Below are 26178 nucleotides of genomic sequence, written 5' to 3'. Positions count from 1 at the left end.
CCCGCGCTCAGAGGGTGGAGACGCCCGCCGGTGCGACGGCCGTGACATACGTCCAGACCTCGTCGGCGTACTCGGTCCAGGTGCGGTTGACCCGGGCGCGCGCCTCGGCGCTGAGCCGGGCGTGCACCTCGTCGTCCGTGAGGAGCGAGACGAGCGCGTCGCGGATCGAGTGGTCGTCGCGCGGATCGACGAGCAGCGCGCCGCCCTGCTCCGCGATGTCCCTCATGCTGCCGAAGCCCGAGGTGATCACCGGCGTGCCGACGGCGAGCGACTCGGCGACGGGCAGTCCGAAGCCCTCGTTCAGCGAGGGGAAGACCGTGCAGGTCGCGCTGCGGTAGGCGCTCCAGAGCAGCTCGTCGGTGATCGCCGAGAAGGAGTCGACGTGGCGGCCCTCGTCCTGCAGGGCGTGCATCCGCCCCTGGAACTCCTCGCTGCTCCAGGCGTTGCCGCCGATGAAGGCCAGCGTGAACTCGACGCCCGAGCGCCAGGCCAGCTCGGCCGCGTGCAGCACGGCGAGGTGGTTCTTGCGCGGCTCGTGGCTGCCGATGCAGACCACCAGCGGCTCGTCGCCCACGGCCCCGAGGGACAGGCGGGTCGCGGACTCGTCGAAGTCGTCGTCGCCGCCGGCCGAGGCGGGCAGCTGGATCGCGTCGATCTCCGGCCCCTTCTCGCCCTCGAGCATGCCGCGCCAGCCGCGGTACTCGGTCTCGGAGGCGCGGGAGACGGTGGTGACCCGGTCCATGTGCGAGACGGCGACGAGAGTCCGCGGGAACTGGCCGCTGATGCCGCCGTGCGCGGTCTCGGCGGTGGTCAGCGGCACGCAGTCGTGGCCGATCATCGTGGTCGCGTTGCCGCTGAACTCCGTGAAGGCGGCGAGACGGCCGCTGCGCTCGTCCTCGATCGCGAGCTCGGGGAGGACGTAGAGCGACTCCCACGGGACGACCACGGGTGCGTGGGCGTCGAGCTTGGCGTCCGGCGCGGAGCCGTAGAGGGCGTTGGTCCGGAGCTCGTTGCCGACCTCGCGGAAGCCCGTCATCGCGTCGTCCCAGACGATCAGGCCGATGTCGTGCCGGCTGTTCCACTCGACGATCGTGTTGCGGACGACCCGCTGGATGCCGGTCGCGAGTCCCGTGCGCGCGGTGTGGTGCACGTCGACCAGCACGGCGTGCCGGGCGATGACGACGGTGCTCGGCGCGCGGACGGCGTCCAGCACGCGGGAGGCAGGCGTCGGCTTGACCAGACCGGTCAGCAGCGCGGCGACGCCGTCGAGACGGGCGCTGCGGCGCGACTCGACGACCTGCTCGCGGACCGGCAGCTCGGCGCTCACCACGGCGAGCAGCAGCCAGGTCTGCGCGAAGCTCGGCTCGCCGACCGCGTCGGCGACCTGCTGGACGAGCGCCGGCACCTCGCGCGCGGGCGCGGTGGTGGGCTCGAGCGTCTCGAGCAGCAGCGTCAGGCGCTCCAGGGCGGTGGACTCACGCATCGTTCTCCTCCTGCTCGCTCGAGGCGGACGGCACGAGGGCCGTCCACAGCTCGGCGGAGTAGTCGTTCCAGGTCCGCTTCGGGCGCGCGTGCGCCTCGGCGGTGAGCTCGGCGACCCGCTCGTCGGAGTCGAGCAGCTCGCGCATGGCGGCGGTGAGCTGGTCGTCGTCGTACGGGTCGACGGTGATGCAGCCGCCGTCGGCCGCGATCTCGGCCAGCGAGCCGCGGTCGGAGGTGATGGCGGGGATCCCCAGGGCGAGCGCCTCGGCGACAGGGAGCCCGTAGCCCTCGTGGGTCGAGGGGAAGACGAAGAACCGCGCGTTGCGGTAGGAGGAGAGCAGCACGTCGTCGCCGGCCCCGCGGACGACCTCCACGGTGCGACCGCGGCGCTGGGCCTCGCGGATCCGCACGTCGAAGACCTGCGTCGCCCACGGGTTGCCGCCGCCGATGAAGCGCAGACGGAACCTCCTGCCCTCGCGCCAGAGCACCTCGGCGGCGAAGAGGATCGCGAGGTGGTTCTTCCGCGGCTCGTGGCTGCCGACCGAGAGCACGAGCGGGAGGTCGTCCTCCTCCTCGATGTGCTCGCCGTCCAGCGGGGGCGCCTCGACCGGGAGGGACACCGTCGAGAGCTCGGGGCCCTCGAGGCCCTGCGCGGGGAGCGCGGCGTTGAAGCCCTCGAACTCCTGCGTCGCGGCCTCGCTGATGCCCGCGACGCGGCTGGAGTGCTTGACGACCGTGAGGTAGTTGACGAAGCGCAGGCTCTCCTGCGGCGGCACGGTGTCCGCGCTGACGACGGGGATGGCGTCGTAGCCGATCAGGCTGACCGTGTTGCCGGAGAACTCGGCGAGCGCGGCGAGGGGCGCGCAGATCCCCATCACCGGCACCTCGGGCAGGACGAGCGTGGAGCGGAACGGCACGATGAAGTCGACCTGCTCGGGGCGGCCCGGATCCCACTCCCGGGTGCTGCTCTTCTCGAAGTCGATCACGCGCTCGAGCTCGCCCTCGCCGAGGCGGCGCAGGGCCATCGACCCGTGCTCCCAGGCGGTGAGGATCGGGTCGTAGTCGCGGTGCCAGCGCTTCATCGTCTGGCGGACGACGCGCTGGATGCCGGTGGCGTGCGAGTTGCGCGCGCAGAAGTCGACGTCGACGACGACGGCGCCGGTGACGACGGAGAGCGTGGTCGAGAGGTCGTGGTACCCCGTGGAGGCGCGTGTGCCGGCGACGAGGAACACCCGCATCGCCTCGTGCGGCTTCGCGAGCTGCAGCGAGCGCTTGAACCAGCTGAACAGGTGCGGCACCGGGTAGACGCCGAGGAAGGCGGTGAGCGACAGCCAGGTCAGGTCGTCGGAGTCGCGCCGCTGGACGGTGCGCGCGATCTCGTCGAGGAAGGGGCCGGGCCCGCGCAGAGCGAGGTCGGCCGCCTGCTCGGGGTCCTCGAGCACGAACGGCGCGATCTGCTCGAGTCGCTGCACCACGAAGGCGCGGCGGGCGTCGCGGCCCGCGAGGTCGGCGGCGTTCACCGGCTGCGACCGCCGAAACGGCGCTGGGCGTAGCGGATCGAGTGCTGCACCGCTCCCGGGAGACCGAGCTGGCCCACGCGGATCTGGAAGGTGCGCGCCGCGCGCAGCGGGCGGGTGACCCGCCAGGAGAGCGTGCTCTCGAAGTCGGCGACGTAGTGGGCGCCACCGCCGAAGTGCATGTTCGCGGCCCACTCGTCGAGCGGGTCGTTCAGCAGCTCGTCGAGGCGGGCGCGGAGCTCCTCGACGGTCTCCGGGGTCCGCGTCTCGGTCCGGGCGTCCGGAGTCGCGGCGTCCGGAGTCGTGGCGGCCGCGGTCGCGGTGTCCGGACCGTCGCCGGCGGGCGTGAGGGCAGTCGTCTCTTCAGGCACCCCGCCATTGTAGGCGGGCACGTCAGCGGAGCTTGATCGCCGCGGTGTCGCTCGCCGCCGCGGCGTCGTCCTCGAACAGCGCCGCCGCCGCCATCTCGGCCTCGCGCTTCTCGACGACGCCGCCGGAGCGGTGGTGGCCGAAGACCCAGAAGCGGTAGAGCACGAAGCGGAACGCGGTGGCGAGCAGGAGGCCGATCACGTTGGCCGAGATGTTGTCGGCGACGAGGTTGTCGAAGCCGAGCACGTAGTGCGAGATGTAGAGCGGCAGCAGGTTGACCAGCATGCCGGCGACCGCGACCACGCTGAACTCGGCGAGCTCGAGCAGGTAGTTCGCCCGGCGGTGCTCGCGGAAGGTCCAGTAGCGGTTGCCGAACCAGGTGACGACGGTCGCGGCGGCCACCGCCACGACCTTGGCCCCGATCGGCCCGGAGAGGACGTGCTCCCCGCCGATCCCGCCGACGCGCAGCAGGTTGAAGACGGTGACGTCGACGACGAGGCCGAGGATCCCGACGACGCCGAACTTCAGCACGTACGAGATCAGGCCGCTGTAGAGCGCCCTCGCGAGAGCGACGGGGCCCTTGCCTGCCATGGGGTCAGATCCCCGCGGTCTGCGGCGGGCGGGTGCGGGAGCCCTCGCGGACGCGGATCTTGAGCAGGATCCAGAGAGCCTCGAAGCCGTCCTTGACGGTGATCTTCTTGCCCTCCTCGCGGGTGCGGGCCTTGTAGCTGATCCCGACCTCGTAGGGGCGGTAGCCGCGGGCGAGGAGCTTCGCGGTGACCTCCGCCTCCATGCCGAAGCCCTTCTCCTTGATCTCGAGCGAGCGGTACAGGCTCAGCGGCATCAGCTTGAAGCAGGTCTCGACGTCGGAGACGTAGGCGTTGAAGAGGACGTTCGTGATCAGGTTCACGCCCTTGTTGCCGATGACGTACCAGTAGGAGAACGAGGTGTGGCTGCCGAAGGTGCGGCTGCCGTAGACCAGCTGCGCCTCGCCGTCGAGGACGGGCTGCAGCAGCGTCGGGATCTCGCTGGGCCGGTACTCCTCGTCGGCGTCGCAGATGATGACGTAGTCGCCGGTGGCCTCCTGGACGGCCCGGCTGATCGCGGCGCCCTTGCCCTGGTTGACGCTCTGGTGGAAGACGCGGATGCGCGGGTCCTCCAGGGCGTCGAGGATCTGCTTCGTGCGGTCGCGGCTGCCGTCGTTCACGATGACGAACTCGATCTCGACGCCGTCCTGGAACTCGATCGCGAGGACGCGGTCGACCGCCTTCTGGAGGGTCGCCTGCTCGTTGTAGACGGGCATGAGGATGGAAAGCTTCACGTCGGGATTCTCTCTCGTACGGCGCCCGGCGGGCTGCGGCGCGCGGTGGGGTGCGGGGTGCGGCGGGCTCTCGGGCTACGGCGCGGCGACGACGGTGGCCTGGAACCAAGCGATGGTCCGCGCCAGTCCGTCCTCGAGGGGCACCGTCGGCTGCCAGCCGAGGATCTCGCGCGCCTTGGTGATGTCGGGCTTGCGGCGCTCCGGGTCGTCGATCGGGCGCGGCTCGTAGTGGATCTCCGAGTCGCTGCCGACGAGCGCGACGATGCGGCGGGCGATCTCGCCCAGCTCGAGCTCGTCGACGCTGCCGAGGTTGATCGGGCCCGCGTCCTTCGAGTCGGCCATCCGCAGGATCCCGTCGACGAGGTCGTCGACGAAGAGCAGCGAGCGGGTCTGGGTGCCGTCGCCGTGCATCGGGATCGACGTGCCGGCCAGAGCGGCCTTCACGAACGCGGGGACGGCGCGGCCGTCGTCGATGTCCATGTTCGGGCCGTAGGTGTTGAAGATCCGCACCACGCCGGTGTCGACGTCGAAGTAGCGGCGATAGGCGAACGTGATCGCCTCGGCGTAGCGCTTGGCCTCGTCGTAGACGCTGCGCGGCCCGTTCGGGTTGACGTTCCCCCAGTACTCCTCGTGCTGCGGGTGCACGTGCGGGTCGCCGTAGACCTCCGAGGTGGAGGAGACGACGAAGCGGGCGCCGTCGCGCTTGGCCACCTCGAGCAGCGCCTCGGTCACGGTCGAGCCGGCGTGCAGCGTCTCGATCGGGTGCGCCAGGTACCGCGGCGGCGAGGCCGGCGACGCGAAGTGCAGCACCACGTCGAACGGCCCGGGCACGGCGAGCGCGTTCGCGGCGTCGTCCTGGACGAAGCTGAAGCACGGGTGGGCCAGCAGCGAGCCGATGTTGCGGGTGGAGCCGGTGATCAGGTCGTCGATCACGACGACCTCGTCGCCCCGGCGGAGGATCTCGGCGGCGAGGTTCGAGCCGAGGAAGCCCGCCCCGCCGGCCAGGAGGAAGCGACGCGATGCGGGCACGGCTGCCTTTCGATGAGGGGGAGGGGGATGTCGCCCGTCTGCCGGGCAATCGGAGAGGTTAGCACGGGGCCGGTCCGGGGGCCCTGAGGCCGGCGCCCGGCGAGGGTGCCGCTCACCCGGATGCACTAGATTCTCTGCGGCTGCGATCCGTCGGCCCGGGCGCCCAGGGAGCTGACGATGACGACCGAGGACACGCCGTCTCCCGGTCGCGGCACCCGGACGCTGCGGTGGATCGGCGCCCACTCGGCGGGCCTCGCCTTCTGGATCCTGGCGGCCGTCGGACTCGCCCTGCGCGTCCTCTTCATCCTCAGCCCCGCGCACACCTTCGACGCGGACCACGCGGTGGTCTACCTGATGGCCAAGCACGTCGCGGACGGGGAGCTCCCGGCCTTCTTCTGGGGCCAGTCCTACGGCGGCACCCTGCTGCAGACCACGGCGGGGCTCGTGATGCTCGTCTTCGGCGCGCACATCGAGGTGCTCGCGATCGTGTCCTCGCTGTGGTTCCTGGCCGCGGCCGTCCTGCTGCGGGTGATCGCCCGGCGGCTCGCCGGTCCGGTGGCGGGTGCGACGGCCGGGCTGCTGTTCTGGTTCCCCGGCGTCGTCCTGCTCCAGGTGTCGACGAGGGACCCGGGCTTCTACGGGCCGAGCATCGTGGTCGCGCTCGGCGTCGTCGCCGTCGCCACCGCGTCGCTGCGGCGACCGCTCCTCTCCTGGATCGCCGCGGGCGCGCTCAGCGGCCTCGCGCTCTGGACCTCGCCGATGAGCGTCGCGCTCGCCGCTCCGGCCGTCCTCGCGCTGGTGGTCCGCGACATCCGCCGGCCGCTGCACTGGCTGCTGGGCATCGGCACGGCGGTCGTCGCCGGCTCGCCGTGGCTCCTGGAGGCGCTGCGCAGCTCGAGTGCGACCGCGCCGCTCGGCGCCGGCACCAGCGACTGGGAGCCGACGATCGACAGCGTCACCGCGCTCTTCCACGACATGCTCCCCGTCGCGTTCGCGGTCGCCCCGGGTGAGCCGGCCGACTCGATCGTCGGCTGGATCGCGGTCGTCCTGCTCGCCGGACTCGTCGTCCTCGGGGCCGTCCGCCGGCGGCTCGCACCGGTGCTGGTCGGCACCGGCACGATGCTGCTCTGCGCCGTGCTGATCCTCGGCGCCGGACTCGACCTCGACTACGACTCGGTGCGCTACAGCGTCTTCCTGATGCCCGCGTTCGCTCTCGCGGGCGCCTGGCTGCTCGCGCGCTGGCGACCGGTCGCCCTGGTCGCGGTGCTCGTCGCGGCGGCGCTGACCGTCTCCGGGGTCTGGGACCGGTCGGAGGGATTCCGGAGCGACACCTCGAACCGCTTCGACGGCGGCTACCGCGCGGTGGTCGAGCTGCTCGAGCGCCGCGGCGCCGAGCACGTCTGGGGCGACTACTGGCTCAGCTACGCGATGACCGCCTCGACGAACGAGGAGGTCACCGTCGCCGCCCTCGTCACCCGCCGCTACCCGGGCTACGACGCCCTGGCGCAGGCCGACGGCCCGCCGGTGATCGTCGTCACGACCGGCGACTACAACGACCAGGAGCTGCGGACCTCGACCCTGCTGCCCCCGCACGAGCGGATCGTCCGCGGCGGCTACACCGTCTACTTCTACGACGAGCCCTTCGCCGTCACGTCGCAGCCCTGGGGCCTGTACTAGTCCTGACGACGGCGGATCTCGATACGCCCGCTCCGCGGGCTGCTCGATCAGCACGCAGGCGCATGCCTGCCCCTCTCCTGCTGGTCGAGCAGCCGCGCAGCGGCGTCTCGAGACCCGCCCCGTCAGCCCGCGACCGCGAAGACCAGCCAGCGCCCCGACGAGGACTGCGCGACCGGCGTGAGCGAGCCGCTCGCCGCCAGCACGTCGCCGTACCAGGCGCCCTCGCGGCCGACGTAGGCCGCCGTGTCGACGTACACGGCGCACGCGCCGCTGGCCTCGACGGCGGCGGCGAACTCCTCGGGGGTGGAGACCCCGCCGAAGACGTCGAAGCCGGTCGTGCCGCGCACCGCGCCGTAGCTCCACTCCAGGTTCTCCCCCTCGGTGTAGAGGTACGGCAGCGCCTCGTCGTAGTCGGCCATCCGCCCGACCGACCCGCTGTCGGGGAAGCTCTTGATCGGCAGCTGCACCACGCCGCAGCCGTCCGGCAGCGCGGCGTCGGCCTGCGCGACGAACGAGGTCATCTCGGCGTCCTCGGTCGGCGCGATCGGGACCATCCGCGCCACGCCCGCGAGCTGGTCGAGCACGCCGACGACCACGATCAGGGCGACCGCCGCGATCCGGATCCAGCGCCGGCCGATCCGCGCGAGCCCGATCGCCACGACGCCGAGCGCGAGCAGCGCCAGCACGATGGACAGCCGCGACCAGGCCCGGATGGTCGAGCCCGCGATCAGCGCGACCGCCATCCCGAACCCGGTGACCACGTAGAACAGCAGCGTCCACAGCGCCGCCACCGCGAGCAGCCGCACGTGCTCGTCCGAGGCGAAGCGGCCGAAGGCGGTGACCCGGAGCGCGCGCCCCCCGACCAGCCCGAGCATCGGCAGGCTGACCAGCAGGAGGCAGAGCCCCGCGATCGCGATCAGCGGCAGCCCGGGCGGCTCGGTGTTCACCGCCACCGCCGTGGTCACCTGGTAGATGTTCGTCAGCGCACCGATCTTCGGCACCTCGGTGCCCTGCCACGGCAGGAAGAGCGAGAGGATCTTGCCGGCGAAGTCCTCCGACTCCCCCACCCCGCGGCTCTCGAAGTAGGGCGCGTAGCGCTCCCCCCAGTCGCCGCCGAGCAGGACCAGCTCCCCCGCCACGAGCACGCCGAGCACCCCGAGCGGGAGGACGCGCGCGAGGACCGCGCGCAGGGGGACGCGACTCGCGAGCCCGGCCAGGGCGCCGAGCAGCCAGACGCCGCCGAGCACCAGCACACTGAAGACGTAGTAGTAGCCGCCGGTCGTCGCGACCAGCAGCGGCAGGACGATCACGGGGACGGCGCCGCGCAGCAGGCGGGCCCGGCGGGTCGCCCCGCGCCGCCGCCAGGCCAGGAACGGATCGGTGCGCTCGCCCGCGACGACCAGGATCAGGATGCCCAGCAGCGGGATCGCCCAGTAGTTCGCGAGGAAGGCGTGCCCGGCCCCGATCCGCTGGAAGTGGTACGGCGCGAGGCTGAAGACGACGGCGACGAGGGCGGCCGACCAGGCCGGCACCCGCAGGCAGCGGAAGAAGGCGTAGCCGGTGAGCGCGACGAAGGCGAAGGTGAGCAGGTAGAACACGTTGAGCAGCGCGAAGCCGTCGTGGATCATCAGCGCGAGGGCCGACGCGGTCAGCGCCGACGCGACGTCGAACTGCGCGGTGTAGAAGGAGTTGTAGCCGGAGGGGAAGCCGAGCGCGCCGTTCTCGGCGAACGGGAAGACCTGGGTCGCACTCCGGAACAGCAGGTAGTGCAGGATCTGGTCGTCGCCGCCCGCCCGCCAGCGCTCAGCGAGCGAGCCGGGCGTCGCGCCGAGCGCGACCATCGCCGCGAGCACGCTGACGAGCGAGGCCGCCACCGCCCAGGCCAGCTCACGGCCGATCCGGCGCAGGCGGGGGCGCTCCGCCTCGCGGTTCTCAGAAGCCACGCTCGGCGCTCGCCTTCTCGATGCTCGCGCCGACGATGCGGTTCAGCTCGGTCTCGCCGGGGGTGCCCGCGTAGTCGTAGACGTCGAAGGTCGGGCACGCGGTGATCCCCGCGGGCTCGCCGAGGTGGCCGAGGGCGAGCTCCGCCCAGTCCGGCTCCCGGTCGGCGAGCACGTAGCTGAAGTCGCGGTCGCGGTAGGAGGCGGCGTTGTTCATCCAGAGCTGCGCGGTGAAGTCGAAGTTCACCTGCTGCACGTCGACGGAAGCGTCCCCGTACAGCTCGAGCGGCCGGGTGCTCCAGAACGAGCCGACGCCCGAGACGTCCCGCCCGTCGATCCACTGCTCGAGGCAGGCGCGCTCCGGCGTGCTGCCGGCCCGCGCCGCGGCCGCGCCGACCGCCGGGCCGGCGACGACGGCCGAGGAGACGACCACGAGGGCCACGGCCCCGGCGAGCACCGCGCGCACGGGGGTCGAGAACGTCCGCGGCCGGAGCAGGCGGACGCGTGCGGCGATCCTGCGCGGGATCCAGTCCTGCGAGGCGGGCAGCAGCATCAGTGCGGGGAAGACCGCGAGCGGCAGCAGGTAGCGGCTGACCAGGCTGCCGGTGAGGATCTGCCCGAGGACCAGCGAGGCGGAGGCGACGAGCACGAAGGTCGCCAGGACCACGCTCGAGTCGGCGACCGCCCACGGCGTCTCCGGCCGCACCTGGGTCGCGACCGCGAGGACCAGAGTGAGCAGCGCGGCCAGCAGGAGCACGCCGACGATCAGGATCTCGAGCTTGCCGGTGGGAGCCGATCCGACGTCGCGCAGCTGCAGGACGAACCCGTCCACCGCGGCGCCCGCGCGCTCGAGGTGCAGATAGGTCGCGGCGTCGACGGCGACGAACCGCGCCACCGCGTCCCGCGCCGCGTAGCCGATCCCCGCCCCGGCGACCAGCACGGCCGAGATCAGCAGCGCCCGCCGCCAGGACATCCGCCGCAGCACGACCACCGCCAGCAGCGAGACGACGGCCGGCGCGGTGAACTGGAGCGCGAACAGCGGATTGGAGAGCGTCGTCGCCGCCGACACCAGGACGGCCCCGATCAGCGCTCCCGTCGTGCGGACCCGCGACGGGGGCCGCGCAGGATCGAAGCCGCCGCTGGCCTCCGCCATCAGGGCGAGCGCGAGCACGGCGGCCAGCGCGACGCCGGAGTAGTAGGTGGTCAGCAGGATCCCGCTCGCGAAGGCGCCCGAGTTGATCAGGCCCCGGCCCTCGGTGGCCGCGAGCACGACGACGACGCCCGTCGCCAGCGCGGCGGCGCTCACCCGCCACGGCCGGGTGCGCCCGGCCAGCACGCGGGCGGCGAGCCAGCGGACGCAGCCGTAGAGCGCGGCGGCGTTGACGAACGCGTTCACCACGAGCGCGCCGACGACCGACCCGCCGGCCAGCGCGAGACTCACCAGGTAGAGCGGGAGCTCCGGGAACAGCAGGAGCTGACTCGTCATCACCCACTGGAACGGCTCGCCCTCGGCGACCGAGCGCACCAGGAGCGGCAGCGCGAGCGAGTCGCCGTCCGAGAGCAGGTACTCCCACCACGGCGTCGAGGAGAGCCGGCCGAGCACGAGCAGCGTCGCCGCGAGGACGAGCAGCAGTCCCGACGCCTCGAGGACGACGGCCCAGCGGCGGGAGGGGACGGTGGCGGCAGCCGTCATCGCGACCCGTCGCGTCCGAGGCGGATGCGCAGGACGAGCAGCAGGCTGCGCAGGAGGGTGTTGCCCGGGATCTTCGAGGTCCCCTCGGTGCGGTCGAGGAAGACGATGGGGATCTCGCGCACCTGCCGCGCGGCGGTCAGGGCGCGGTGCTTCAGCGCGATCTGGAACCCGTAGCCGGTGGCGTCCACCGTCTCGAAGTGGATGCGCTCGAGCAGCTCGCGGCTGAAGAGGTTGAATCCGCCGGTCCAGTCGGTGAGGCGCGAGCCGAGGATCGCGCGGGCGTAGACGTTGCCGCCGCGGCTGAGGATCTTGCGGTCCAGCGTCCAGTCCGGGGTGCCGCCGCCGGGGATGTAGCGGGACGCGACGACGAGGTCGGCGCCCGCGCGCACCTCGCGGAGGAAGTCGGCGAGGTACTTCGGGTCGTGCGAGAGGTCGGCGTCCATCTGCAGGATGCAGTCCGGGGCGTCGTCGGCCTCGAGGATCCGCTCGAACGCCCAGAGGTAGGCCGCGCCCAGACCCTCCTTCGTCGCGCGCTCGAGCACCTGCACGGAGAACGCCGGGGTCTCCAGCTCGGCCGCCAGAGCGCGCGCCTTCTCCGCCGTCCCGTCCGGGGACGAGTCGTCCACGACGACCGAGCGGACGACGACGTCGGACTCGCGGGCCACGGCGGCGGCGACCCGGCGCAGCAGCTCGCCGATGTTGTCCGCTTCGTTGTACGTGGGGGTGACGATGGTGAGCGAGAGCATCTGGTTCCGATTCGGGCGGGGACGTGGACGGTCCGCCGGGGCGGAGGCGGTGGAACAGTATCAGCGTGCACCATGCCGTCCTGTGTGAGAGGAACCGGGACATCGCGTCGTCGTTCTCAGATTCAGTTCCCCCGATCAGGGGCTGGAGTTCAGATCGGTCGCGTACCGTCGCCCTCATCGCTCCCGCCCGGGCCGCGAGGACCCCGAGGAGCACCGTGTCGCGTCCGTCGAGCTCGTCCGCGTCGAAGACGGCCCGGTCGACGTCGTCCCCGTCGAGGACGGCCCCGCCGGCGTCGTCGCCGTGGCGGTCGTCGCGCTGGCTGGAGTCGCAGAAGGTGCGGTTCCTCGTCGCGGGGTCGCTGAACACGGCGCTCGACTTCCTCATCCTCAACGCGCTCGCCCTGCTCGTCGGCCTGCCCACCCTGGTCGCGAACGTCGCCTCGGTGACCGTCGGCATCTCGATCTCGTACTTCCTGAACCACTTCTTCGTGTTCCGGCACCCCGACCGGCCGACGGTGCGCACCTTCGCGCAGTTCTTCCTGGTGACCGGCTTCAGCTCGCTGGTGCTGCAGTCGCTGATCATCTACGGCTTCGAGGTCTTCTTCGACACCCGCTTCGGCACCTCCCTCCTCTTCCTCCCCAGTGCGGGCGAGAAGGCGTTCCTCGCCATCAACGCCGCGAAGGCCGTCGCCGTGATGGTCGGCCTGGTCTGGAACTTCTGCCTCTACAAGTTCGTCGTGTTCCGCGCGCCGTCCGCGGCGATCGCCCCGGAGCTGGGCGAGGTCGTCGACGAGGTGGAGTCCGCCGCGCGCTGAGCGCCGGAGCCCCGCTCGGGGCCCGTGCTAGCCTCGTCGAGTTCTTCCGACGGTGCCCCCGCCCGTCGACGCCGCTCCCCCGGAGGCTCTCATCGCCCGTTCGACGTTGCCCATCGCGGTCGTCGTCGTCACCCACTTCTCGGGTGAGGTCCTCCGCGCCTGCCTCGAGTCGATCCCCGAGGCGACCGAGCACGACGTGAGCGTCGTCGTCGTCGACAACGCGACCACCGACGACTCCGTCCGCCGCGTCGTCGAGCGCCGGCCCGAGGTGCTCTTCCACGAGACCGGCGAGAACCTCGGCTACGGCAGGGCGATCAACTACGCCGTCGACCGGCTCGGCCCCGAGATCGAGTGGATCCTGGTGACGAACCCGGACACGGTGTTCCTGCCCGGCTCGATCGACGCGCTCTACGCCGCGGCCACCGCCGACTCCGGCATCGGCTCGATCGGCCCGCGCATCCTCGACTCGGACGGCACGATCTACCCCTCCGCCCGCGCGCTGCCCTCGCTAGGGACGGGCGTCGGCCACGCGCTGCTCGCGCACGTCTGGCCCGGCAATCCCTGGTCTCGCCGCTACCGCCGCTCCCGCGCCGTCGAGACGATGCAGCACGGCAGCATGACGGCCGGCTGGCTCTCCGGCGCCTGCGTGATGGTGCGGCGCACGGCGTTCGAGCAGATCGGCGGCTTCGACGAGCGCTACTTCATGTACTTCGAGGACGTGCAGCTCGGCGACTCGCTCGGGCAGCGCGGCTGGTCGAACGTCTACCTCGCCGACGCCGTGGTGTCGCACCTGGGCGGGCACTCGACGCGGCTGGCCTCGGCGCGGATGCTCGCGGTGCACCACCGCAGCGCCTACCTCTACCTCGCGCAGAAGTACGACGCCTGGTACCAGGCGCCCGTCCGCCTGGCGGTCCGCCTCGGCCTGGGCGTGCGCGTCGCGCTGATGCGCCTGCGGCCCAGCCGCTGACGCCGGGGTCTCGAGACGCCAGCTGCGCGGGCTACTCGCTCAGCAAGGAGAACATGCTGGTCGAGTAGCCGCGGAGCGGCGTCTCGAGACCCGCCGCGTCAGCGACCGAGCTCGAGCAGGCGCTGCAGGTAGGCGCCGTAGCCGCTCTTGACGAGCGGGGCGGCGAGCTCCGCCAGCGCCGCGTCGTCGATCCAGCCGTTGCGCCAGGCGATCTCCTCGATGCAGCCGATCTTGAAGCCCTGGCGCTGCTCGATCACGCGGACGAACTCGGTCGCCTCGATCATCGAGTCGAACGTCCCGGTGTCGAGCCAGGCGGTGCCGCGGTCCAGCACCTGCACGTTCAGCGTCCCCGCCTCGAGGTAGCGCTCGTTCACGGTCGAGATCTCGAGCTCACCGCGGGCGGAGGGCTCGATCGTCTTCGCGATGCCGACGACGGAGTTGTCGTAGAAGTAGAGCCCCGGCACCGCGTAGTTGCTCTTGGGCTTCGCCGGCTTCTCCTCGATCGAGAGCGCGTGGAACGCGTCGTCGAACTCGACGACGCCGTAGGCGCGGGGATCCGCCACCTGGTAGGCGAAGATCACCGCACCCTCGATGGCGGTGTTCGACGCGAGGGCCGTGCCCAGCGCCGTGCCGTGGAAGATGTTGTCGCCGAGCACCAGCGCGACGGAGTCGTCGCCGATGAACTCCTCGCCGATCAGGAACGCCTGCGCCAGCCCGTCGGGCGACTCCTGCACCGCGTAGGAGAGGGTCATCCCCAGGCTCGAGCCGTCGCCGAGCAGCGCGCGGAACTGGTCGTTGTACTCGGGGGTCGTGATGATCAGGACCTCGTCGATCCCGGCCATCATCAGCGTCGACAGCGGGTAGTAGACCATCGGCTTGTCGTAGATCGGCATCAGCTGCTTCGAGATGCCCTTGGTGATCGGCCAGAGCCGCGAGCCGGAGCCGCCGGCCAGGATGATGCCCTTCACGAGTGCGCTCCGTCCAGCTGGGCGTAGAGCGCCTTCGCCTCGGCCCAGGTGGGCAGGATCCCCTGCGCCTCGGCCTCGGCGAGGGTCGGCGCGTCCGTGTCCTTCGGCGACAGCAGCGGCTCGCCCGCCTCGGCCGGGAAGCGGAGGCCGATCTGCTCGTCGAGCGGGTCGATGCCCTTCTCGCGGATGGGGTCGTAGGTCGAGGAGACGAGGTAGGAGACGACCGCCCCCTCCGTCAGCGCGACGAAGGCGTGGGCGAGGCCCTCGCCGATGTAGACCGAGCGGCGGTCGACGCCGTCGAGCAGCACCGAGTCCCACCGGCCGAAGGTCGGCGAGCCGACCCGGACGTCGATGATGTAGTCGAGCACCGCACCGGAGAAGCAGGAGACGTACTTCGCCTGCGACGGCGGGATCTGCGCGAAGTGGATGCCGCGGACGGTGCCGCGCTTGGAGACCGAGGTGTTGCCCTGCTGCAGCGACAGCGGGTGCCCGACCGTCTCCGCGAGGCGGTCGAAGCGGTAGAACTCGTAGAACACCCCCCGGTCGTCGGGGAACTGCCGCGGCGTGACCTCGTAGGCGTCGGGGATCTCGAGCTCTCTGATCTGCACGGTCACGAGTGTACTGAGCGTGCGGCGGCCCGCCGTCGCCGCCGGTGCGCCGGGGGCCGCGCGCCGGGGGCCTCCGGCATGATGAGCGGGTGACCTTCCTCCTCACGGGCGCCTCCGGCATGCTCGGCACCGACCTCCGCTCCTCCCTCGGCGATCGAGCCGTCACGGCGCTCGGCCGCGGCGACCTCGACGTGACCGATCTCGACGCCGTCCGCGCGGCCGTCGCCGGCCACGACGCGGTGCTCAACTGCGCCGCCTACACCCGCGTCGACGACGCGGAGAGCGACGAGGAGGAGGCGCGCCGCGTCAACGCTCTCGGCGCGCAGAACCTCGCGATCGCCACCGCCGAGATCGGCGCCGCGATCGTCCAGGTCTCCACCGACTACGTCTTCGACGGCTCGGCGACGAGCCCCTACGCCGAGTCGCACCCCCGCCGGCCGATCTCGGCCTACGGCCGGACCAAGGCGGAGGGTGAGGAGCTCGTCCTGGCCGCGAACCCCGGACGGGGCTACGTCGTCCGCACCGCCTGGCTCTACGGCGCGCACGGCGGCAACTTCGCCAAGACGATGGTCCGCCTCGCCGGGTCGCACCCCACCCTCACCGTCGTCGACGACCAGCGCGGCCAGCCGACCTGGACCGGCGATCTCGCCGCCCGCCTGGTCGAGCTCGTGGACGCCGCAGCTCCGGCCGGGGTCTACCACGGCACGAACGCCGGCGAGACGACCTGGTTCGGCTTCGCCCGCGCGGTGTTCGAGAAAGCCGGCCTCGATCCCGAGCGCATCCGGCCGACCGACAGCGGCAGCTTCGTCCGCCCGGCGCCGCGGCCCGCCTACTCCGTGCTCGGCCACGACGCCTGGGCCGCGGCCGGCCTCGCGCCGATGCGCTCCTGGGAGGACGCGCTGGCCGCCGCTCCGCTCGAGGCGGTCACGCCGTGACGACCACGCTCCGGGTGGTCGTCGACCAGATGCTCGCCCGCGTCCCGGGCGGCATCGGCCGCTACACCGAGGAGCTCACCCGCGAGCTGATCCGCACCGCCCCGCGCGACTGCGAGGTCGAGGCCGTCCTCTCGGCGCACCCGCCCGAGAAGGAGGAGGAGCTGCGGCAGCGGCTGCCCGGCCTCGCGCGCCTGCACCGCCTGCACCTGGGCCGCCGCGAGCTCTCCCGCGCCTGGCAGTACGGCATCGGCATCCCCTCCGGCGGCGGCATGATGCACGCCCCCAGCCTGTTCGCTCCGCTGCGCAACCACGAGGGCCGCGAGGGCGAGCAGATCGCCGTCACGATCCACGACACGGTGCCGTGGACGCACCCCGAGACCCTCACCCCGCACGGCGCCAAGTGGCACCGGGCGATGGCGAAGCGCGCGCAGAAGTTCGCCGATGCGGTCGTCGTCCCGACGCACGCGGTCGCGCAGCAGCTCTCGCAGGTGCTCGACTTCGGCGACCGGATCCGCGTGATCGGCGGGGCCGTCGGCTCGGGACTCGTCCTGCCCGACGACGCGGACGAGCGGGCGGAGGCCCTGGGGCTGCCCGCCGAGTACGTCCTCAGCGTCGGCACGCTGGAGCCCCGCAAGGGCCTGGTCTCGCTGATCGCCGCCTTCGGCGAGGCGTCCGCCCCGGAGATCCCGCTCCTGATCGTCGGGCCGACCGGCTGGGGCGAGCTCGACATCGCCTCCGTCGCGGACGAGCAGGGCCTCGGCGAGGAGCGGGTCCGCGCGCTCGGCGTCCTCAGCGACTCCGACCTCGCGCTCGTGCTCAGCCGAGCGACGCTGTTCGTCTACCCGAGCATCGCCGAGGGCTTCGGCCTCCCGGTGCTCGAGGCCATGCACTTCGGCGTGCCGGTCGTGCACTCGGACGACCCGGCGCTGCTCGAGGTCGCGGCCGACGCCGGCGTCGCCGTCGAGCGCGGCGACGCGAAGCACTACCCGGAGCGGCTCGCGCTCGCGATGAGCAGCGTCCTCTCCGACACCGGGCTCCGCGAGCGCCTCTCCGTCGCCGGCCGCGACCGCTCCCGCGCCTTCAGCTGGCGCGACTCCGCCGAGCGCGTCTGGGCGCTGCACGCCGACCTCTGAGCCGCGGGGGGGGGTCCGCAGACCCGTCTCCTGATGCCGGTGGATCTCGATACGGCCGCTGCGCGGGCCACTCGATCAGCAGGGACTGCCCGCTACTGCGCCGCGGCGTCGGGGAACAGGCCCTGCTGCACGAGGGAGCGGACGACGTCGTAGTCCGGGTCGCGGTCCACGTCGACCGCGGGCGGGACGAGCTCGACGACGCCGACCGGCTGGGCCTTCGTCTTCAGCCCCAGCTGCACGAAGTAGCCGAGCATGCCCTGCGGGACGTCGGTCTTGATCACCTGCGAGCCGGCCGCCGCCACGTCCTGGAACTTCGAGAGGACGTTCGCCGGCTCGAACTGCTCGAGCAGCGCGGTCTGCACCTGGCGCTGGCGCGCCATCCGGTCGTAGTCGCTCGTCGTGTAGCGAGAGCGGGCATAGGCGAGCGCCTGCTCGCCGTTGAAGTGCCAGGGCCCGGGATCGATCCACTGGTTGACGCCCTGCATCGTGCCGTCCGCGCCGGGGAGCCCGCCGAGCGGCAGCGGCTCGGTGCCCTGGTAGTCGACGTCGATGCCGCCGAGCGAGTCGATCAGCTGGGCGAAGCCCTCCATGTCGATCAGCGCGTAGTACTGGATGGGCACGCCGAGCATCCCCTCCACCGCGTCGCGGGTCGCCTCGATGCCGGGCTCGCTGCCCTCGGCGACCGCGTCCGGGTAGAGCTCCGGGTGCTTCAGCTCGACCTCGGTGTAGATCGAGTTGAGCTTGCAGACGTCGACGGCGCAGTTGTCGGTCGTGTACCCGTCCGGGTACAGCTCGTGCATCGGGCTGTCCTCGGGGAACGGGATGTTCACGAACTCCCGCGAGACGCCGATGGTGGTGGCCGCGCCGGTGGAGGCGTCGATGCTCACGACCGAGATGCTGTCGGGGCGCAGGCCGTCGCGGTCCTCGCCCGCGTCGCCGCCCAGCAGCATGATGTTGTAGCGGCCGTCGATCGGCTGCTCCATCGCCCCGCCGCCGAAGATCGACGACAGCGTGCCGCGGGTGATCCCGATGAGGTACGTGCCGTAGGCGGTGGAGCCGACCGAGACCGCCATCAGGGCGATGGTCGCGAAGGCGAGCACCGCCCGCATCCTCGGCCGCGCCCGCACCAGGCGGATCAGCCGGAGCGTGTCCAGGGTGAGCACGAGCCAGACCACGCCGTAGACCACCAGTGCCGCCTGCAGGGCGAGCATCGAGAGGTCGAAGGTCGCGAGCGTGTACAGCCCGGTCGGGAAGACGAAGTACAGGATCACGCCGACGAGCAGCGCCGTCCACAGCCCGAGGGTGAAGCCGAGACCGAGGCGGCCGAGACGGCGGTTGCCCGCGAGCACCTGCGCGGAGCCGGGCACGAGCAGGTTGCCGATGAGGAGCCACCAGGCGCGGCGGGTCATCACCGTGCTCGAGCGGACGTCGGGGTGCCGCAGCGGCAGGGTCATCGTCGTCACAGGCCGGCCACCAGGGCCTCGTTCTTGGCGGCGACCTGCGCCTCGAGATCGGCCGCGAACGCGTCGAGGCGCTCGGACAGCGCGTCGTCGCCGATCGCGAGCATCTTCACCGCGAGCAGCCCCGCGTTGCGGGCGCCGCCGATCGAGACGGTCGCGACGGGGACACCGGCCGGCATCTGCACGATCGAGAGCAGGGAGTCGAGGCCGTCGAGGCGCGCGAGCGGCACCGGCACGCCGACGACGGGGAGGGAGGTGACCGCGGCCAGCATCCCGGGCAGGTGGGCCGCGCCGCCGGCACCGGCGATCACGACGCGCAGACCGCGCGCGCGGGCCCCGCGACCGTAGTCGATCATCGCCTGCGGGGTGCGGTGCGCCGAGACGACGCGCACCTCGTGGGCCACTCCGAACTCCGAGAGGGTCGTCGACGCGGCCTGCATGACCGTCCAGTCGGAGTCCGAGCCCATGACGACACCGACGAGCGGAGACGGTCCGTTGACGAGCGCGTCGGCGCTCACGGGGCGGTACCGGCGGGGGTGGCGGAGGGCGTGGGGCGGGTCACGGCCACCATGGTACGTCTCAGTCCGTGAGAACGGCCGCCGCGGCACGCGCCTCGTAGACCACGAGCTCGAGGTCGTCGCCGGTCGCGTTCACGTGCCCGACCTTGCGCCCCGGCCGCGGCTCCTTGCCGTAGTTGTGCACCTTCACCGCGGGGTGCGCGGCGAGCACGAGCGGGTAGCGGTCGGTCAGCGACTCCCCCACGGGGCCGCCCAGCACGTTCACCATCACGGTCCACGGATCGCGGCAGCCGGTGGCGCCGAGCGGCAGGTCGAGCACCGCGCGCAGGTGCTGCTCGAACTGCGAGGTGGTGGAGCCGTCCATCGTCCAGTGGCCGCTGTTGTGCGGGCGCATCGCCAGCTCGTTGACGAGCAGCCGGTCGTCCGTCGTCTCGAACAGCTCGACGGCCAGCACGCCGGTCACGCCCAGGCTCTCGGCGATGGTCTCGGCGATGTCGGCGGCGGCGGCGGCCAGGCGGCCCGCCGACGCGGGCGCCGGTGCGAGCACCTCGGCGCAGACCCCGTCGCGCTGGATCGACTCGACCACCGGCCACAGGATGCTCTCGCCGGAGGGCCGCCGCGCCACGAGCTGCGCCAGCTCGCGGCGGAAGCCGACCAGCTCCTCGACGAGCAGCGCGCCGCCGCGGCCGTCCTCGGCGAGCGCCGCGAACCAGTCGTCGGCCTCGTGCGCGCCGCTGACGACGCGGACCCCCTTGCCGTCGTAGCCGCCGCGCGCGGTCTTGACCACACCGCGGCCGCCGTGCTCGTCGAGGAACGCGGCCAGCTCGGCGGAGGAGGAGACCGCGGCCCAGTCGGGGACGGGGACGCCGAGCTCGGTGAGGCGCTGCCGCATCATCAGCTTGTCCTGCGCGTAGAGGAGCGCGTCCGGACCCGGGTGCACCGCCACGCCCTCGGCGACGAGCCGGCGCAGGATCGCCTGGGGCACGTGCTCGTGGTCGAAGGTGACGACGTCGACGGTGCGGGCGAACCCGAGCACCGTCTCCTCGTCGCGGTAGTCGCCGACGCGCGTCGCGGCGAGGCCCGCCGGGGCGCCCTCGGTCTCGGCGAGCACGGCGATCTCGAGACCGAGCTCGACCGCCGCGGGGATCATCATCCGGGCGAGCTGGCCGCCTCCGATCACACCGACGCGCATGGCGCTCCTCCTGGTTCCGCCCGCGGGCGCGGGGCGGCTCCATGGTAGCGAGGGGCGCCGCCGCGGCGGGGCTCGGGTGGCGCGGGCGGGGCGCTCGGGTGGCGCGCCGGGGGCGCTCAGAGCCGTGACGACGTGCTCAGAGCGGATCGGGCGCGGGCCACTCCGGCAGCGGAGCCGACGCGATCGCGTCCTGCAGCAGCTCGGCGACGAGCTCCGGGTCCTCGACGTCGCGCAGCACGAACGACTCGGCGCCGTCCAGGGTGATCCGCACGTCGCCGCAGCGGGCGATGCGCTGGCCGAGGCTCCGCGAGACGCTGACGGCCATCCGCCGGTCGAAGTCGAGGTCGGCGTGGCGCACCGACAGGACGCCGCGGCGGGCGTGCAGCCCGCGCTGCGTGATCCGGTAGCGGATGCTCGCCCAGCCCGCGACGCCGGGGACGCAGAGCAGGTGCACGAGCACCGCGGTGCCGAGGGCGATGATCCAGCGCTGCAGCTCCAGCTCGAACTGGGCCGCGAAGTAGAAGCCCGCCCAGGTGAGCAGCAGGAACCCGGCGACCGGGGCGACGGCGCGTCGAGCGCGCGGCGTGAGCCGGGCGAGCTCCCGGTCCCCGTCCGCGAGCCGGTCCCGGGCCCCGGCCCTCACTGGCGGAGGTGGGTGACGTCGCCCGCCGAGAACGAGCGCCGGGCGCCGTCCTGCTCGAGCACGAGCGAGCCGCCGGCGTCGAGCGCGACCGCGGTGCCCTCCGCCACGGAGCCGTCCGGCAGCTCGACCCGGACCGTGCGGCCCAGCGTGCCGCAGTGCGCACGCACCACGGCGGCGGTCCCGGAGGACTCGGCGTCGCCGAGAGCGAGGAGCGGCGCGAGCAGCGCCGAGAACTCGGTGAGGAAGCCGGCGAGCACGGCGTCGGCGCCCGTCGTCGACGCGCCGGCGAGGGCGAGGGAGGTCGCGGTCGGCACGGGCAGCTCCTCCTCTGCGAGCAGGAGGTTGATCCCGGCGCCCACGATCACGCGGCCGTCCGGGAGGCGCTCGGCGAGGATCCCCGCCGTCTTGCACCCCTCGATCAGCACGTCGTTGGGCCACTTGACCTCGACGGAGCCGTCCACCAGCGGGGCGAGCGACCGGGCCAGGGCCGCACCGGCGAGCAGGGGCAGCCAGCCCACCGCGCCGGCGGGCAGAGCCGCCGCGGCCACGAGCGTCGAGGCGGCGAGCGTCCGGCCGGCCGGCGCCTGCCAGACGCGCCCGAGGCGTCCCCGGCCCGCGCGCTGGTCGTCGGTCGCCACGACGGAGAGGTGCGGCCAGGCCGCGGGCTCGGCCGTCGCCCGCTCGCGGAGCTCGTCGTTCGTCGAGCCGGCGCTCTCGAGCCAGAGGACCTGCGGCGACACGGAGAGGGAGAGCGGGAGCTGCATGGGGCCACGCTACCGGCGGGCCCCGCGAGAAGACCCGGGGCGGCACGCGAGCGCCGCGGCTTGTGCGGACCCTCCCACCGCAGCGCCCGCTCCCTGTGCGGGTGCGACAACGGAGGGGTCCATCCGCGCCGATAGGGTGGGCGGGTGACCGCGAACATCGAACGTCCCGCGCCCGATCTCTTCACGACCGCGGGGAAGATCGCGGACCTGAAGGCCCGCTACCACGAGGCGGTCACCGCCAGCGGCGAGGCCGCGATCGAGAAGCAGCACGCCAAGGGCAAGATGACCGCCCGCGAGCGGATCGACACGCTGCTCGACCCCGGCTCGTTCGTCGAGCTCGACGAGTTCGTGCGCCACCGCACCCACGCCTTCGGCATGGAGAAGAAGCGCCCCTACGGCGACGCCGTCGTGACCGGCACCGGCACCATCCACGGCCGCCAGGTCGCCGTCTACTCGCAGGACTTCACGATCTTCGGCGGCTCGCTCGGCGAGGTCGCCGGCGAGAAGATCATCAAGGTGATGGACCTGGCGCTGAAGACCGGCGTCCCGATCATCGGCATCCTCGACTCCGGCGGAGCGCGGATCCAGGAGGGCGTCGTCGCCCTGGGCAAGTACGGCGAGATCTTCCGCCGCAACACCGCGGCCAGCGGCGTCATCCCGCAGATCTCGATCATCTGCGGCCCGGCGGCCGGCGGCGCGGTCTACTCCCCCGCCCTCACCGACTTCGTGATCATGGTCGACAAGACCAGCCAGATGTTCGTCACCGGCCCCGACGTGATCAAGACCGTCACCGGCGAGGACGTCGGCATGGAGGAGCTCGGCGGCGCGCTCACCCACAACAAGATCTCCGGCGTCTCGCACTACCTCGCCAGCGACGAGAACGACGCGCTCGACTACGCCCGCACCCTGCTCTCCTTCCTGCCGGACAACAACCTCTCGCCGGCACCGGTGTTCGACAACGAGGTCGACCTGGAGACCACGGACTCCGACCGCTTCCTCGACACCGTCATCCCCGACAGCCCGAACCAGCCGTACGACATGCGCGCCGTGATCGAGCACATCGTCGACGAGGGCGACTTCCTCGAGGTGCAGCCGCTGTTCGCGCCCAACATCGTCATCGGCTTCGGCCGGGTCGAGGGCCGCTCGGTCGGCATCATCGCCAACCAGCCCAGCGCGATGGCGGGCACCCTGAACATCGAGGCCGGTGAGAAGGCCTCGCGCTTCGTCCGCTTCTGCGACGCGTTCTCGCTGCCGATCCTCACCCTGGTCGACGTCCCCGGCTACCTGCCCGGCACCGACCAGGAGTGGACGGGCGTCATCCGCCGCGGCGCGAAGCTGCTCTACGCCTACGCGGAGGCGACCGTGCCGCTGGTCACCGTCATCCTGCGCAAGGCCTACGGCGGCGCCTACATCGTGATGGGCTCCAAGCAGCTCGGCGCCGACATCAACCTCGCCTGGCCGACGGCCGAGATCGCGGTGATGGGCGGCCAGGGCGCGGTCAACATCCTCTACCGCAACGAGATCCGCAAGGCCGAGGAGGCGGGCGAGGACGTCGCCGCCGTCCGCACCCGGCTGGCGAACGAGTACACCTACAACGTGGCGAGCCCGTTCCTGGCCGCCGAGCGCGGCGAGCTGGACGGGGTCATCGAGCCGTCGGCGACCCGCGTGTCGGTGATCAAGGCCCTGCGCGCGCTGCGGACCAAGCGCGCGAACCTGCCGGCCAAGAAGCACGGCAACATCCCGCTCTGAGCCGCGCTCAGCGAGCCGTCGGCGCCTTCTCGTGCGCCGGCGCCGTCGGCTCGCTCGGCGCCGGCTTCTCCTGCACCGCCGGCTTCCCGGCGGGCGGCGCCTTCTCCTCCGGCCGGGCGCCCAGTGCCCGCGCGAAGGCGAGCGCCTCGCGCGGGGACACGTCCGGCAGGTAGGCGCGCCCGATCGCCGCGCCGATCCGCGGCAGCTGCAGCGCGTCCGGGTACGCCATCCAGAGCCCCTCGTAGCGCGGGTGGAACTTGGCCTTGAAGCGGAACAGCGAGGTGAAGCCGTAGGCCGGCTCCAGCGTCCGCGCCAGGAACTCGAGCAGGCCCGAGAGCGCGGTCGGCTCGGGCGGCTGCTCCCCCTCCGGCACCGGCGCCGTCGCGAGCGGTGCGCCTGACAGCGAGACGAACTCCGCGCCCTGCTCCTGCGCGCGCAGAGCGGCGGAGGCGATCAGGAACTCCATGATCCCGGGCATCGCCTCGTCGGAGCGGCGCATGAAGTCGAGCGTCCAGCCGATGATCCGGCCGTCGCGGTGCACGGGCAGCCAGCTGGTCACCCCCTGCAGCACGCCGTCCGGACCGACGGCCAGCAGCAGCGCGACGTCGGGGTCGCGCGCCTCGTCGATGCCGCCCAGCGTGAACCCCATCTCGGGCAGCGCCTTCTCGGACACCCACTTCTCGGACAGGTCGACGATCTGGCTGGCCATGCCGAGCGACAGCTCCGGCCAGGTCGTCCAGACCGGCTCGATGCCGAGCTTGATCGCGCGGGTGAGCGGATAGCGCACCTTCTGCCAGCGCTTCCCGGTCAGCTCGAAGCCGCCGAGCTCGATGATCGTCTCCTCGCCCACCGAGATCCGCGACCAGCCGAGGCCGTCGAAGACCGGCAGCAGCTCGTCGTGGACGCTGTAGAACACCGGCGTCCAGCTGCGCTCGTCGCAGAACGCGACGAACCCCGCCACGACCTCCTCGCGCCGCTCGGGCGCGCAGGCCGGGTCGGAGAGCGTGATGGCGACGCCGCCGACGACGCGGTAGGCGACGCCGCCCTCGCCGTCGGGGGCGATCCAGTGCTCGTTGCCCTGCCAGGTGCCCTGGTGGCCGAGGCTGCCGGCGCCGTGGCGCACCAGCAGGCGGCGGTACACGGCCTCGTCGCCGCGCACGCCCTGCACGTCGGTCGCCCGCAGGAGCGAGATCACCGCGACGACGACCAGGAGCCAGAAGACCGGCCCGACCCACTCGAAGCCGATCCTGGCGAGCGGCTCGCGCGGCACCGCCAGCAGGCCGTGACCGCCGAGGAAGCTCGACGGCACGAAGCGCAGCAGCCCGTCGAGCAGGAGCCGGCCGATCCCGAGCACCGGCTCGAAGCTGGTCCGCGTCGAGGCGGAGAGCGCGAGGTAGCCGCCGAGCGAGACGACGAAGCCGATCGCCACCACCAGCGACCAGCGGCGCGCCGACGCCCGCGGCGCCCGGATCGTGAAGTGCCGGCTGCTGACCGCCAGGAGGACGATCACCCCGACCGGCACGATCACCGTGGTGGCGACCCAGAGCAGGTACTCGGCGTAGTACTGGAAGTCCGGGTGCCGTGCCGCGCGCTGCAGCAGCACCACGTCGAGGATCGCGATGGCGGCGTTCACGCCGATCGCGAGCAGCAGGCCGAGGCGGCGCCCGGAGCGCAGCCCGGAGGCCGCGACGAGGAGCAGGATCATCGGGACGAAGGTGAGCAGGATCGGTCCGGGCGAGATCAGGTTGAGCCGCACGTGGTGCGCGCAGTGCCGCACCGTCGCACCGCAGGGATCGTCGAGATCCCCGCCTCCGGTGAAGGCGCTCTGCAGCAGCCGCCCGAGGAAGGAGAACGGCCCGTAGCCCGAGTCCGAGAGCACGGCGACGAGCGGACCGAGGGCGGTCACCGCGACCACCGAGGCGAGCAGGGCGCGCGACTCCCGGTGCGAGCTCGGCGCAGGACGCCGCGGGCGCAGGCCGCTCACCCCGTGCGCCATCACCGCGCCGATCGCGAGGCCCGCCGCGCCCGCGAGGAGGCGGTAGACGTCCGCGGAGTCGCCCGCGTAGAGGACGAACATCAGCACCACCGCGAACACGGTGACCCGGAGCCGGCGGCGCCAGAGACCGCCCATGAAGGCCGTCGCGGCCAGGAGTGCGCCGACGCCGCCGATCAGCGGGTCGAAGGTGAGGTCGCCCACCGTGTCACCCGCCCACCACTCGCCCACCGACGCGCCGATGCTCTGCAGGGCGGCGCCCAGGGCCGTGCCGATCGCCCCGGTGAGCAGGAAGGCGACGACCAGCCGGCGCGCGCCCAGCCGGTGCTCGGCGGCGATCAGCAGCGGCAGCAGCAGGAGCAGGACGAGCAGGAGCGCGGGCGGTCCCGACGCGATCAGCAGACCGGTGACCGCGGCCCAGGGGCGGCCGCCGAGGATCGTGCCGGCGCTCGCCGCCCACCACGAGCCGGTCTCCCCGCTCGCCGGGCCGGCGAGGGTGCCGGCGACCGCGCTCGCGAGCAGGATGACCAGTGTCGTCGCGAAGGCCGCGGGAGAGGAGCGCACCACCGCGGCGACGCGGTGGACGGAGGCGCGGCCGCGCTTGAGGGACCACGACGGCATGCGGGAACACTCCTGTTCGGGACGGGACGGGCGTCGCT

Annotated in this window: 23 protein-coding genes; 6 read left to right on the top strand and 17 right to left on the bottom strand. The window is 72.7% G+C overall.

Going from position 1 to position 26178, the window contains the following annotated elements; translation table 11 throughout:
* Positions 1 to 7 precede the first annotated feature (7 nt).
* The 6 genes from GTU73_RS06930 to GTU73_RS06905 form a co-directional block, all read right to left on the bottom strand.
* Positions 8 to 1483, bottom strand: coding sequence for a glycosyltransferase family 1 protein (locus tag GTU73_RS06930; protein WP_160088098.1), 1476 nt, complete (start codon positions 1481 to 1483; stop codon positions 8 to 10).
* Positions 1476 to 3002 carry a glycosyltransferase family 1 protein gene (locus GTU73_RS06925; protein ID WP_160088096.1) on the bottom strand — a complete coding sequence of 509 codons (1527 nt, stop codon included), beginning with the start codon at positions 3000 to 3002 and terminating at the stop codon, positions 1476 to 1478. The genes GTU73_RS06930 and GTU73_RS06925 overlap by 8 nt, the downstream gene beginning before the upstream one ends.
* Positions 2999 to 3370: a hypothetical protein gene (locus GTU73_RS06920; RefSeq protein ID WP_160088094.1), complete on the bottom strand. Its 372-nt coding sequence runs from the start codon at positions 3368 to 3370 to the stop codon at positions 2999 to 3001. The genes GTU73_RS06925 and GTU73_RS06920 overlap by 4 nt, the downstream gene beginning before the upstream one ends.
* Before the next feature lie 22 nt (positions 3371 to 3392).
* Entirely contained in the window at positions 3393 to 3959 is a 567-nt protein-coding gene (locus GTU73_RS06915) for a GtrA family protein (RefSeq protein WP_160088092.1), read from the bottom strand.
* A gap of 4 nt (positions 3960 to 3963) precedes the next feature.
* Positions 3964 to 4689 carry a glycosyltransferase family 2 protein gene (locus GTU73_RS06910; protein ID WP_160088090.1) on the bottom strand — a complete coding sequence of 242 codons (726 nt, stop codon included), beginning with the start codon at positions 4687 to 4689 and terminating at the stop codon, positions 3964 to 3966.
* Positions 4690 to 4764: 75 nt separating this feature from the next.
* The gene (locus GTU73_RS06905) at positions 4765 to 5718 is read right to left on the bottom strand and encodes an NAD-dependent epimerase/dehydratase family protein (RefSeq protein ID WP_160088088.1); all 954 of its coding nucleotides are present in this window, start codon (positions 5716 to 5718) and stop codon (positions 4765 to 4767) included.
* Between the two features lie 177 nt (positions 5719 to 5895).
* Between GTU73_RS06905 and GTU73_RS06900 the strand changes: the two genes are divergently transcribed.
* Positions 5896 to 7395, top strand: a complete 1500-nt coding sequence (locus tag GTU73_RS06900; protein WP_160088086.1) for a glycosyltransferase family 39 protein — start codon at positions 5896 to 5898, stop codon at positions 7393 to 7395.
* Between the two features lie 122 nt (positions 7396 to 7517).
* Here the strand turns inward: GTU73_RS06900 and GTU73_RS06895 are convergent, their stop codons facing one another.
* The 3 genes from GTU73_RS06895 to GTU73_RS06885 are packed head-to-tail and all read right to left on the bottom strand — an operon-like array spanning position 7518 to position 11774.
* Positions 7518 to 9338 (bottom strand): hypothetical protein, encoded by a 1821-nt coding sequence (locus GTU73_RS06895; RefSeq protein WP_160088084.1) that lies wholly within the window; start codon positions 9336 to 9338, stop codon positions 7518 to 7520.
* Positions 9328 to 11028 (bottom strand): hypothetical protein, encoded by a 1701-nt coding sequence (locus tag GTU73_RS06890; RefSeq protein ID WP_160088082.1) that lies wholly within the window; start codon positions 11026 to 11028, stop codon positions 9328 to 9330. The genes GTU73_RS06895 and GTU73_RS06890 overlap by 11 nt, the downstream gene beginning before the upstream one ends.
* Positions 11025 to 11774, bottom strand: coding sequence for a polyprenol monophosphomannose synthase (locus tag GTU73_RS06885; RefSeq protein ID WP_160088080.1), 750 nt, complete (start codon positions 11772 to 11774; stop codon positions 11025 to 11027). Before GTU73_RS06885 ends, GTU73_RS06890 begins: the two co-directional genes overlap by 4 nt.
* Before the next feature lie 215 nt (positions 11775 to 11989).
* Here GTU73_RS06885 and GTU73_RS06880 point away from each other — a divergent pair, with 215 nt between their 5' ends.
* Positions 11990 to 12589, top strand: coding sequence for a GtrA family protein (locus GTU73_RS06880; RefSeq protein WP_160088078.1), 600 nt, complete (start codon positions 11990 to 11992; stop codon positions 12587 to 12589).
* A gap of 106 nt (positions 12590 to 12695) precedes the next feature.
* A complete protein-coding gene (locus tag GTU73_RS06875; RefSeq protein WP_217274389.1) occupies positions 12696 to 13556 on the top strand; it encodes a glycosyltransferase family 2 protein in 861 nt (286 codons plus the stop codon).
* A 98-nt stretch (positions 13557 to 13654) separates the two neighbouring features.
* Here the strand turns inward: GTU73_RS06875 and rfbA are convergent, their stop codons facing one another.
* Both rfbA and rfbC read right to left on the bottom strand, forming a co-directional pair.
* On the bottom strand, positions 13655 to 14524 hold the full coding sequence (gene rfbA, locus GTU73_RS06870) for a glucose-1-phosphate thymidylyltransferase RfbA (RefSeq protein WP_160088077.1): 870 nt from the start codon (positions 14522 to 14524) through the stop codon (positions 13655 to 13657).
* On the bottom strand, positions 14521 to 15132 hold the full coding sequence (rfbC, locus tag GTU73_RS06865) for a dTDP-4-dehydrorhamnose 3,5-epimerase (protein WP_160088075.1): 612 nt from the start codon (positions 15130 to 15132) through the stop codon (positions 14521 to 14523). Before rfbC ends, rfbA begins: the two co-directional genes overlap by 4 nt.
* An 89-nt stretch (positions 15133 to 15221) precedes the next feature.
* Between rfbC and rfbD the strand changes: the two genes are divergently transcribed.
* Positions 15222 to 16067 carry a dTDP-4-dehydrorhamnose reductase gene (rfbD, locus tag GTU73_RS06860; RefSeq protein WP_160088073.1) on the top strand — a complete coding sequence of 282 codons (846 nt, stop codon included), beginning with the start codon at positions 15222 to 15224 and terminating at the stop codon, positions 16065 to 16067.
* Positions 16064 to 17200 carry a glycosyltransferase family 1 protein gene (locus GTU73_RS06855; RefSeq protein WP_244231796.1) on the top strand — a complete coding sequence of 379 codons (1137 nt, stop codon included), beginning with the start codon at positions 16064 to 16066 and terminating at the stop codon, positions 17198 to 17200. The genes rfbD and GTU73_RS06855 overlap by 4 nt, the downstream gene beginning before the upstream one ends.
* Before the next feature lie 92 nt (positions 17201 to 17292).
* Here GTU73_RS06855 and GTU73_RS06850 read toward each other — a convergent pair whose 3' ends face one another.
* The 5 genes from GTU73_RS06850 to GTU73_RS06830 all read right to left on the bottom strand — a co-directional run bounded on the left by GTU73_RS06850 (position 17293) and on the right by GTU73_RS06830 (position 21777).
* Positions 17293 to 18654 carry an LCP family protein gene (locus tag GTU73_RS06850; protein ID WP_244231904.1) on the bottom strand — a complete coding sequence of 454 codons (1362 nt, stop codon included), beginning with the start codon at positions 18652 to 18654 and terminating at the stop codon, positions 17293 to 17295.
* A gap of 5 nt (positions 18655 to 18659) precedes the next feature.
* A complete protein-coding gene (gene purE / locus GTU73_RS06845; RefSeq protein ID WP_160091252.1) occupies positions 18660 to 19127 on the bottom strand; it encodes a 5-(carboxyamino)imidazole ribonucleotide mutase in 468 nt (155 codons plus the stop codon).
* A gap of 112 nt (positions 19128 to 19239) precedes the next feature.
* Complete coding sequence (locus GTU73_RS06840; protein ID WP_160088071.1) at positions 19240 to 20370, bottom strand: 5-(carboxyamino)imidazole ribonucleotide synthase; 1131 nt, start codon at positions 20368 to 20370, stop codon at positions 19240 to 19242.
* Positions 20371 to 20506: 136 nt separating this feature from the next.
* Positions 20507 to 21013 (bottom strand): PH domain-containing protein, encoded by a 507-nt coding sequence (locus GTU73_RS06835; RefSeq protein WP_160088069.1) that lies wholly within the window; start codon positions 21011 to 21013, stop codon positions 20507 to 20509.
* Entirely contained in the window at positions 21010 to 21777 is a 768-nt protein-coding gene (locus GTU73_RS06830) for a biotin--[acetyl-CoA-carboxylase] ligase (protein WP_160088067.1), read from the bottom strand. Before GTU73_RS06830 ends, GTU73_RS06835 begins: the two co-directional genes overlap by 4 nt.
* A 144-nt stretch (positions 21778 to 21921) precedes the next feature.
* Here GTU73_RS06830 and GTU73_RS06825 point away from each other — a divergent pair, with 144 nt between their 5' ends.
* Positions 21922 to 23526: an acyl-CoA carboxylase subunit beta gene (locus GTU73_RS06825; RefSeq protein WP_243582397.1), complete on the top strand. Its 1605-nt coding sequence runs from the start codon at positions 21922 to 21924 to the stop codon at positions 23524 to 23526.
* 7 nt (positions 23527 to 23533) lie between these two features.
* Here GTU73_RS06825 and GTU73_RS06820 read toward each other — a convergent pair whose 3' ends face one another.
* Positions 23534 to 26140: a DUF2156 domain-containing protein gene (locus tag GTU73_RS06820; protein ID WP_160088065.1), complete on the bottom strand. Its 2607-nt coding sequence runs from the start codon at positions 26138 to 26140 to the stop codon at positions 23534 to 23536.
* Between the last annotated feature and the right edge of the window lie 38 nt (positions 26141 to 26178).

The sequence above is a fragment of the Rathayibacter sp. VKM Ac-2804 genome, from assembly GCF_009866655.1.
Classification (GTDB): Bacteria; Actinomycetota; Actinomycetes; order Actinomycetales; family Microbacteriaceae; genus Rathayibacter.
This window is presented reverse-complemented; position numbering and strand designations above follow the sequence as displayed.

What these genes read in the sequence shown, in the direction of transcription:
- GTU73_RS06850 (WP_244231904.1), bottom strand. Translation starts at nt 18,654, where the DNA reads ATGACCCTGCCGCTGCGGCACCCCGACGTCCGCTCGAGCACGGTGATG.
- purE (WP_160091252.1), bottom strand. Translation starts at nt 19,127, where the DNA reads ATGGGCTCGGACTCCGACTGGACGGTCATGCAGGCCGCGTCGACGACC.
- GTU73_RS06900 (WP_160088086.1), top strand. Translation starts at nt 5,896, where the DNA reads ATGACGACCGAGGACACGCCGTCTCCCGGTCGCGGCACCCGGACGCTG.
- GTU73_RS06830 (WP_160088067.1), bottom strand. Translation starts at nt 21,777, where the DNA reads ATGCAGCTCCCGCTCTCCCTCTCCGTGTCGCCGCAGGTCCTCTGGCTC.
- GTU73_RS06930 (WP_160088098.1), bottom strand. Translation starts at nt 1,483, where the DNA reads ATGCGTGAGTCCACCGCCCTGGAGCGCCTGACGCTGCTGCTCGAGACG.
- GTU73_RS06915 (WP_160088092.1), bottom strand. Translation starts at nt 3,959, where the DNA reads ATGGCAGGCAAGGGCCCCGTCGCTCTCGCGAGGGCGCTCTACAGCGGC.
- GTU73_RS06885 (WP_160088080.1), bottom strand. Translation starts at nt 11,774, where the DNA reads ATGCTCTCGCTCACCATCGTCACCCCCACGTACAACGAAGCGGACAAC.
- GTU73_RS06890 (WP_160088082.1), bottom strand. Translation starts at nt 11,028, where the DNA reads ATGACGGCTGCCGCCACCGTCCCCTCCCGCCGCTGGGCCGTCGTCCTC.
- GTU73_RS06840 (WP_160088071.1), bottom strand. Translation starts at nt 20,370, where the DNA reads ATGCGCGTCGGTGTGATCGGAGGCGGCCAGCTCGCCCGGATGATGATC.
- GTU73_RS06820 (WP_160088065.1), bottom strand. Translation starts at nt 26,140, where the DNA reads ATGCCGTCGTGGTCCCTCAAGCGCGGCCGCGCCTCCGTCCACCGCGTC.